This is a genomic window from Halobacillus sp. BBL2006 (assembly GCF_000786645.1).
In the GTDB taxonomy this organism is placed as follows: domain Bacteria; phylum Bacillota; class Bacilli; order Bacillales; family Halobacillaceae; genus Halobacillus.
Window position 1 is genome coordinate 1 of the sequence record NZ_JRNX01000389.1, and the last position, 8,796, is coordinate 8,796.

The 8,796-nt window shown below is 44.6% G+C and carries 8 protein-coding genes; all 8 read right to left on the reverse strand.

Going from position 1 to position 8,796, the window contains the following annotated elements:
• Window positions 1–428: tyrosine-protein phosphatase (locus LD39_RS11975; protein WP_035546798.1), on the reverse strand; the 428-nt coding region annotated here is incomplete at its 3' end.
• A gap of 193 nt (window positions 429–621) precedes the next feature.
• Window positions 622–1,443: a carbohydrate ABC transporter permease gene (locus LD39_RS11980; protein WP_035546789.1), complete on the reverse strand. Its 822-nt coding sequence runs from the start codon at window positions 1,441–1,443 to the stop codon at window positions 622–624.
• A 12-nt stretch (window positions 1,444–1,455) separates the two neighbouring features.
• Window positions 1,456–2,340 (reverse strand): carbohydrate ABC transporter permease, encoded by an 885-nt coding sequence (locus LD39_RS11985; RefSeq protein WP_035546799.1) that lies wholly within the window; start codon window positions 2,338–2,340, stop codon window positions 1,456–1,458.
• Between the two features lie 206 nt (window positions 2,341–2,546).
• Window positions 2,547–3,827 (reverse strand): ABC transporter substrate-binding protein, encoded by a 1,281-nt coding sequence (locus LD39_RS11990; protein ID WP_035546790.1) that lies wholly within the window; start codon window positions 3,825–3,827, stop codon window positions 2,547–2,549.
• 25 nt (window positions 3,828–3,852) lie between these two features.
• The gene (locus tag LD39_RS11995; RefSeq protein WP_035546791.1) at window positions 3,853–5,967 is read right to left on the reverse strand and encodes an amylo-alpha-1,6-glucosidase; all 2,115 of its coding nucleotides are present in this window, start codon (window positions 5,965–5,967) and stop codon (window positions 3,853–3,855) included.
• Between the two features lie 82 nt (window positions 5,968–6,049).
• Entirely contained in the window at window positions 6,050–7,063 is a 1,014-nt protein-coding gene (locus LD39_RS12000; protein ID WP_035546793.1) for a LacI family DNA-binding transcriptional regulator, read from the reverse strand.
• A 270-nt stretch (window positions 7,064–7,333) separates the two neighbouring features.
• On the reverse strand, window positions 7,334–7,546 hold the full coding sequence (locus LD39_RS12005; RefSeq protein ID WP_035546795.1) for a hypothetical protein: 213 nt from the start codon (window positions 7,544–7,546) through the stop codon (window positions 7,334–7,336).
• 120 nt (window positions 7,547–7,666) lie between these two features.
• A partial coding sequence (locus LD39_RS12010; RefSeq protein WP_035546797.1) for an Nramp family divalent metal transporter occupies window positions 7,667–8,796 on the reverse strand: 1,130 nt, incomplete at its 5' end.

The following is an 8,796-nucleotide window of genomic DNA, read 5'->3' on the forward strand; positions in this document are numbered from 1 at the left end:
TGTTCGTTTCGCTCAGGGTGAACAATGATCGGCCTGTAACCAGCCATTTGTAGATCATACAACAACTGCTTCGCAAAACGCGGCACACGCTCATGTGGAAATTCCACAAGCACATAATTGGTGTGCTCATTGATGGTCAGCATTTCACCATTCTGTAAGCCCTCCACAAACTCCCCATAAATTCTTGTTTCTTGTCCTGGGAGCACTTTTAAAGGGATGTCTCTATCGGCTAACGCCTCATTCAAATCTTTTACTTTACTTATGATGTCAGACTTATAGTTATCAAACCTTGTAGTTTTATGGTGAGGGGTAGCTACGATCGCGGTAATTCCGTCTTCTACAGCTGCCCGTGCCATCTCAATGCTGTCTTCAAGCGACTGAGCACCATCATCGACACCTGGTAAGATGTGACTGTGTAAATCAATCATTCCGTTTCTCCTTCCATGGAACAGGTCGTTTACAGAACCTTTTCCTAGCTCTCTATTCTATCATCATACCATGAACCTATTGAATCTTATAGGTGCTTCCCCCATACCCTGATCACGCTTTTGCCTGTTTAATAAAAATCTGTCTTTCTCAGAAAAGAAAAACTCTCAAGCCGAAAGCTTGAGAGTTCAAATGTTATTTTCCTCCTGTAAACGTAACCCCTTTGATAAAATAGCGGTTAAAGAACGCATAGATCAATAAGGACGGCATTGTCATAAGCGTCGACGCTGCCATGATTAAATTCCAGAAGCTAATATACTGCCCTTTAAATGAATTCAAGCCAAGCGTCAGCGTGAACATTTCTTCCGAAGACATAATGATCAATGGTCGCATGAAATCATTCCATGATGACATGAATATAAATACGGCCTGAGCAGCAAGGGCCGGCTTCGCCAATGGCATGACAATCTTGAAGAAGGTTCCGATTCGACTGAGGCCGTCCATCTGTGCAGCTTCCTCCAATTCTTTCGGGAAGTTTAAGAAGAACTGTCTCATCATAAAAATGAAGGTCGCATTGACCATGCCTGGAATAATGAGGCCCTGATAAGTATCCAGCCAGCCGAATGCCTTCAGAATGAGGTAACTAGGAATTAATGTTACCTGAAAAGGGATCATCAATACGACTAAGATTAGAAAGAACCAGAACTTGCGACCGGCGAATTTCACTCGCGCCAGGGCATAGCCAGCCATCGAGTTAAAGATGATATTCAAGAGGACCATGCAGGCCGTGATGAAAAGAGAATTGAACATCCACCTCAGGAACAACGGTTCTCTTGAAAAGATTTCCGTATAGTTATTGAAGGTAAAGTTCTCAGGGAAGAACGTGATGCCTGATACAATCTCTTCTAAAGGCTTAAAGGAAGAAAGGATCGCCCAAAGAAAAGGCATAAAGGTCACCACGGCGTATATGATTAATACTCCGTACACAAATGGCTTCGTAAATGTTTTCTTCTTCATTGGTCTCCTCCCTTAGTCATGAAGTTTTTCCTCACCGAAGAATTTCTTCTGGATGATCGTTACAATCATAATGATGAAGGCAAGCACGACAGCAAGCGCTGAAGCATACCCCATATCAAGAGATTTAAAGGCGTATTGATAGATCAATAGGACAACGGTCAATGTCGAGTTATTCGGTCCACCCGATCCTCCTGAGAAGATGTAAGACTGATCAAACAACTGGAAGGTTCCAATTACTCCCATGACGACGACAAAGAAGGTGACAGGTTTCAAAATAGGGACCGTAATAAAGATGAATTTCTGCCACCAGTTAGCTCCATCGATGGTAGCGGCCTCATATACGGAATCAGAGATATCCTGCATCGCAGCCAGATAAATGACCATAAAGAATGGGGCGGTTGCCCAGATGTTCATAATCATAATCGACTTCAAAGCAATATCAGGGTCCGCCAGCCAGTTATACGTTGGAAGGCTTAAAAACGTAAGAAACGAATTGATTAGCCCATCTGGATTGTACATCCACATAAAGATAATGGTAAGCACAGCAGAAGACGTTACCGTTGGCAGGAAGAAAATAATTCGAAACGCATTTTTCCCTCGAATATTTGAGTTTAAGGCTGCCGCAAGTAATAAAGCTAGACACGTCTGAACTGGGACAACGATGAGCACATATTCTGCCGTGTTTTTTAGGGCTATCATCGCCCTCGTGTCGTCCAATGTACGCGCATAGTTTTCAAGTCCGATAAACTCATAACCGATGCCGCCGAGCAGCTGCACATCATTAAAGGACAAGTAAAAGGCATAAATAATAGGGATAACAACAAAAACACCTATGGTAAAAATCGTCGGAGTCATAAACAAATAGCCCGAGATTCCTTCTTTCATTCCTTTACTCATGTATCGCTTCGGACGTTTTTCTTTTTTAGGCGGTTTCGAGTGTTTCTGTTCATGATTAGTGTTTTCTTTTCTAGCCGGTTCCATATCGCCACCTCTTTCATTCTTGATACCAAATCGCCGACCTCATTCCAGAAAAAACATGAAGGATAAAGGAAGGAAATAGACTTCCTCCCTTATCATCCATCAGCAAAACTTCCTCACGCTTATCAGTTCGATGCTTTGATTTCCTTATTCGCCGTTTTTTGAGCTTGCTTCAACGCTTCCTCAAGGGATTGATCCCCAAGCAGGGCACTTGTGAACTGGTTGTTAAAGTTGTTGTTGATTGTCGGAAGGTTCGGGCCTGCCTGCCATGGCTGAGCATAAGAAGCTCCGTCAACAAACGCCTTACGAATAGGATCCTCATCAAATCCGAGCTCAGCGGCTACCGATTCACGCGTCGGAAGAGCAAGGCCTTTGCTTGTCCACGTTTTCATTCCTTCTTTACCAGTAAGATAGGAAATCAATTCCCAGGCAGCGTCTTTCACTTCGGATTGTTTGTTCATGACATAAGCGACTGTAAATGCCGCTGTTGCTTTTTCGCCATTAACAGTTGGGAGTTCAGCTGTCGCATAATCCTTATCTGAGAAGTTGCTCTCTAGGAATGGAACGGTCCAGTTCCCCTCGATCACCATCGCCGCTTTCCCTTGTCCGAACATATCTCCGCCCCAGTCTGTGCCGGCATCAGATGGAAGAGCGGCAATTTTATCCTGCTTCATTTCAACGATTGGCCGAAGAGCCTCAATTGCTTCATCGCTTGCAAAAGCTGCTTCATTGTTCTTGTCTACAACGTTCGCTCCATAAGGCTTAAGCTTATAAAATTGACGGGCAAGCTCAGAAGAGAAACCAAGTCCGTATTGATCCGGCTGTCCGTCTCCATCCTTATCTACGGTCAGCTTCTCTGCATATTTTCTAAGCTCATCCCACGTTTTGGGAGGTCCTTCAAGTCCTGCTTCTTCAAAGGCCTGCTTATCATAGAACAAAGCAAGGGTTGAGAAGTCTTTCGGAAACCCGTACTGCTTGCCGTCAAACTTGAACGCATTCAGCAATGGATCCTGGAAGTCGTCGATATCAAATTCGTCCGTTACATACTCGTCAAGAGGTTCAAGCACGCCCGTCTTAGCAAGGCCCGGAGCTTCAAAGGCATCGAGGTAGAAAACGTCGGCAGCTTCTCCTCCAACAAGACGCGTTTTCATGACGTCCATGTACTGGTCAGCTATCACTTCGTGCTCCACTTTAATATTCGGATGGGCGTCTTCAAATTCCTGAATTGTCTGATTCAATAATTCTTTCTCCTCAGGAGTACTGCCCCAACCCGCAAGTTCTACCGTTACCTGTTCGCCATCGCTTGATCCGCCATCTCCGGAAGAATCACTGCTGCATCCGGCAAGCGCTCCTCCCAATAGCATTCCTGTCACACCAACAGCCGCCAGCATTTTGTTTAATTTCATGATTAACCTATCCCTTCAAATAGTTTTATACGTGAATGTTTGAATCTGAGTGAAGACTTACATGTAATCCAGTCGTGTTCTCTGCAACATCGAGATCGTACTGATCTTCTTTACGTTTGATGGTAAAAGAAACTCGTCCTCCCGCGAATGGCAGGTCCTCGACAGCCATTTCATTTAAGCCGTTGATGAAGCTCGGTGAAAGTTTGAGTTCCTTGCTGTCATACGTCGGGTACAACCCAAGCATCGTGCGGACAAAAGTTAAAGGTGTGCCTGCAGCCCACGCCTGCGGGGAACAAGCCACCGGATAAGGGACCGGTTTCCCTTCTTCTCTTCCATATCCACAGAACAATTCTGGCAGACGTTCATATTCAAATGAGCGCGATGCATCGATCAGTCCTTCGATAACAACATTGGCTTGCTCATGGCCTTGAACATAGCCCATTCCAAGCAAAATCATGCTGTTATCATGCGGCCAGACGCTTCCATCGTGATAGCTCATCGGATTGTATCCAGCTTCTCCCTCCGCCATGGTCCGGATTCCGTAGCCTGAAAACACCTTTGAGGAAACAAGGGAATCTAGCACCTGATCCTGTTTATCTTCATCAATCAAGCCGGAATACAATACGTGGCCAGGGTTGGATGTGATCGTACCCACCTGGTTTTTATGTTCGTCGAGCGCAATCGCGTAATAGCCGACATCCTCCATCCAGAACGCTTCATTGAACTTTTCCTTTAAGTCGGCTGCCTGGGACTTCAGCTTCTCTGCTTTCGTAGAAGAACCTGTAGATTCATAGAGTTCAGCAATTCCGAGTCGCGCCTGATACACATACCCTTGAACCTCAGCTAAAGCGATGGGCGATTTGGCATACTCTCCATTTCGATGGACGACAGAATCTGCTGAGTCCTTCCACCCTTGATTGGCAATCCCTTTACTGGATTCCTGATGATACTCGATAAACCCGTCCCCATCACGATCGCCGTATTGATCGATCCATTCGATAGCGCTTTCAACATTCGGTAGAAGTTCCTTAAAGAACTCCAGATCTTTAGACCATCGCACGTATTCTGTTAATAGTATGAGAAACAGCGGAGTCGCATCAATCGTTCCATAGTAAGGCGTGAATGGAACCTGATTGGTATTCGCCAGCTCTCCATAGCGGATTTCGTGCATGATCTTTCCTGGTTCTTCATCTCGCCATTCATCTTTTTTTGTGCCTTGATAATGGGCCAAAGTATGTAACGTTCCTTTGGCAATCTCAGGCTGGAACGGCAGCGTTTGGAGGGCAGCAATTAGACTATCGCGTCCAAATGGAACGCCAAACCACGGCAGTCCCGCGACAAAGAAGGGGCCGAATCCAACATCGGTAGACAGGGCACGAAGATCTTGAATCCCTCTTTCAATCAATCGATTCAATGATGTATGGTCGGTAACCACCTTCGTGACGTTAGCATTCCAATCTTCGTACGTTTCTTTAAGGTTCTGATACGCCTTAGGAGCCTTTCGTGCCTCTTTCTTTTCTTCTCCGACGAGAGGGACCACCCGCACCATTATTTCCTTTACTTCTTCATGTGCCAATGCAAATGGAAATGTAATCGTACTGCCTTCTGCCTTAGCTCCTGACGTCTGTTCCCAAATCACCTGTGTGGACCTGTTGATTTGATCGGCACCATCGTAATTGAAAATCAGCCGGTCCTCTTCAACTTTCGTTTCCTGTTTCGTTCCGATTTCGCCATGTTGAAAGCCGCGAACGATAAACATGTCCGCAAAGTCGGCTTCAAACGATAGTTCCAATGAAAAACGGACAGGCTTTGGATAGTAGCTTTTCGCTCGAATCGTTTCATAAAGAACATCGTCCGATATGTAGCGGAACCTCTCGATTTCAATCGATTCCCTCCAAAGTTCAACCTCGTCATCCTTTTCCATGTGAGGGTTCGTTAATAGCATCGAAGATTCATAGGTTCCACCCGCCTCGGATTTCAACAGGATCAAGGGTTCCCCGTTAATCGTCAGCGACATTTCGCTCAGGAAACGCGTATCTCTTTTATACAATCCAAGTCCATATGGATGTTCAAGCGGAATATCTCCACTTTTATCAGTAAGTAAAAATAGCTCATTATCTTTTAAAACGCGGTAATCCATTTCTTCACCCCTTCACCCGAAACGTTTTGGATTTTGTTTAAAAAATATACCCAAAACGTTTCGGATATTTCGTAAAAAAAAATTAGTCGATTTCTTTTGTTGTATTTCTTACTTTTAATTCATTTTCAATCAATCGTACCCTGTCTCCCGATTTTTGTTGGAGAATACTGATCAGAAGATCTGCCGCGGCATACCCCATTCGGAAACAATCCTGGGCCACGGTCGTAAGCGCCGGCGTCACGTAGGAAGCAAGCGTAATGTCATCGTAACCTGTCACCGATAATTGATCCGGCACTTTTCTTCCCAGGTGTTCAGCTGCACGCACCACGCCGAGAGCCATAAGGTCACTGGCACAGACAACAGCGGTAATCTCCGGGTAAGTCGTAAGCAACTGTAACGCTACTTCCTGAGCTTTTCTTTCGTTGTACTCACCATTACAAATCCATTCTTTACAAACAGGAAGGCCGGCTTCAAGCATTCCCAGCTCAAACCCTTTGTATCGCTCTTTACTTACAAAGGCCTGATCATGGCCATTCATCATGGCTATGTTTTCATGTCCAAGCTCGACCAGGTGCCTTACTGCTTTCATCAATCCATCCACGTTATCTGTTGTGACATATCCGGACGTTTCACTCTCGACCGGAACGTCAATGAGAACACATGGAATATTACTATCAAAAATCTCCTGAAGATATGGATCGTCATTTTTGATTCCTTGGACAATGACTCCTTCGACCCGACGCTCTCTGCATAATTGAGCGTAAGTCTTTTCCTTCTGCTTCGAAGTCGTCGTATTAAAAAGCACAAGGTCATAATCTTCCGCGCCGCAGAATTCATTGATGCCTGTCAGCACGTCGAAGACAATGTTATCCTTTGCTCCTTCCCGGGAAAGCCCGGATACCAATAAACCGATGGTCTTCGTCTTATTCATCACAAGACTTCGTGCCAAAGCGTTCGGACTATACTCGATCTCTTTTGCAATTTCTTCGATGCGCTTTCTTGTTTTCGCATTTACATCGGAATACCCGTTCAAAGCTCTTGAAACCGTTGTAACGGAAACTCCAGCGAGTTTTGCAATATCTTTGATGGTCGCCATAGCTTTCTACATTTTCCTTTCCGAAACGTTTTGGATCGTTAACTTGGTTTGAATTATACATAGAATGAAAACGTTTTACAACCCTGTTTTTTTAGAAAATCCATCCTTTGAGTTGAAGAAAAGCAATCATATATAACGTGAAGCCCTGTTGCTGACGGTTTGGCATAAGGAGTTCACCACCATCAATTTTTCAAAATTTTTAGATAAAAAGAAGGCCAGCACCCTCATTTGGATGCTGGTCTTCTTTAGTTCTATTTTCTCCCACTATGCTTAATTCAAATCAAAATCATATAAATAAGCCACTAACTTGTCAAAATCTTGATCAGAGGAACATTCAATTTGTAAATCAATGAACGTCATTACGACTTCTTCATCATCGAACGGGAAATGACTGTTATCCACATTGCTGAGGATGTCCCTATTGGATAGCCCTTTTTCCCGTAGCATATCAACCGCTTGTTTCATCGAAGATACTTCTGCCATGTGTATTCCTCCCTTATTGTTCTACACTTTACTTTTTCTTTAAAAATCACAAAAATTCCTGCTTGATTTCCTAGAATAGTACGAACAACAAAAGAATCCTTTAAAGTCACGCAAAGTCGCTTACTTAAACATATTGATCAACTCAATAATACTTAAATACCCAAAAACTAGTACACATCCTGTCAAAACCGCATTCGCGATCCAGCCATTCTTCAGCTGCTTGTCTACGCGATTGGAATTTAACAGCCACATTAATGAAATCGCTAGAAAAGGCATGAACAACGCACCAAGCGCACCGTATAAAATGACAAGAAATACAGGTTTGCCCGTGAACAATAAGAGCATCGGAGGGAAAGTCAGCCATAAGAGATAAGCTCGATAGGCTGGATCCTTCTCCGTAACCTTGTGATCCTTTCTTCCCCTGACGATTCTTATAAAATCTGCGAATAAATAAGGAACTCCATTCCATACGCCTAACAACGAAGAAAACGCCGCACACCAGGCACCAATCAGAAACATCCAACGAGCCACCTCACCGAATTGATCACTGAACATATTGGAGAGGGTGACTAGGCCTTCCTCACCATTAATTTCCATGCCGGTTCCATATAAGAACTCAGCCCCGATGACAAGCAGAGAAACCGTAAATATCCCTGTAATGATATAGCCGACGGCGGAATCCAACTTCATCATCGGCAGCCACTTTCGCCCTTCCCATTGGTTCTCACGGATCCAGTAACCATAGGAAGCCATCGTAATTGTTCCACCTACGCCGCCTAAAAGTCCTAAGACTAGCAGTAACGAACCGTCACCCGTCCGCGGGACAAATCCGCTTAAGATATTTCCGATATTGGGTAGTAGAATGACCGCAGATCCTACCACCGTAATGAACATAATGCCTATCATAACGGTCATCACTCGTTCAAACAGCTTATAACGGCCAGTTAAGACGAGCAGCATACCTGCTAGACCATGGATGATCGCCCATGCCCACAGCGGCATAACCGGAAACATCGTCACCATCATGATGGCACTTGTCGACATCGCGGCCGCTCCATAACTCAATCCCCAGAGAACTGAATAGACTCCGAAATAACCTGTCGCCCATTTTCCGAGAGAATGAAATCCTTCAAGAATCGTCCTCCCCGTAGCTAACTGCCAGCGTCCCATGCCTTCTGTAAAAAAGAATTTAAAAATAGCGCCAACGACGATCGCCCAGATCAATGTCGTTCCATAACTGACACCCGCCA

Bases quoted from the DNA above. Each gene is read 5' to 3' on its own strand.
- LD39_RS11980 (WP_035546789.1), bottom strand. From the start codon at position 1,443: ATGAAGAAGAAAACATTTACGAAGCCATTTGTGTACGGAGTATTAATC.
- LD39_RS11985 (WP_035546799.1), bottom strand. From the start codon at position 2,340: ATGAGTAAAGGAATGAAAGAAGGAATCTCGGGCTATTTGTTTATGACT.
- LD39_RS11990 (WP_035546790.1), bottom strand. From the start codon at position 3,827: ATGAAATTAAACAAAATGCTGGCGGCTGTTGGTGTGACAGGAATGCTA.
- LD39_RS11995 (WP_035546791.1), bottom strand. From the start codon at position 5,967: ATGGATTACCGCGTTTTAAAAGATAATGAGCTATTTTTACTTACTGAT.
- LD39_RS12000 (WP_035546793.1), bottom strand. From the start codon at position 7,063: ATGGCGACCATCAAAGATATTGCAAAACTCGCTGGAGTTTCCGTTACA.
- LD39_RS12005 (WP_035546795.1), bottom strand. From the start codon at position 7,546: ATGGCAGAAGTATCTTCGATGAAACAAGCGGTTGATATGCTACGGGAA.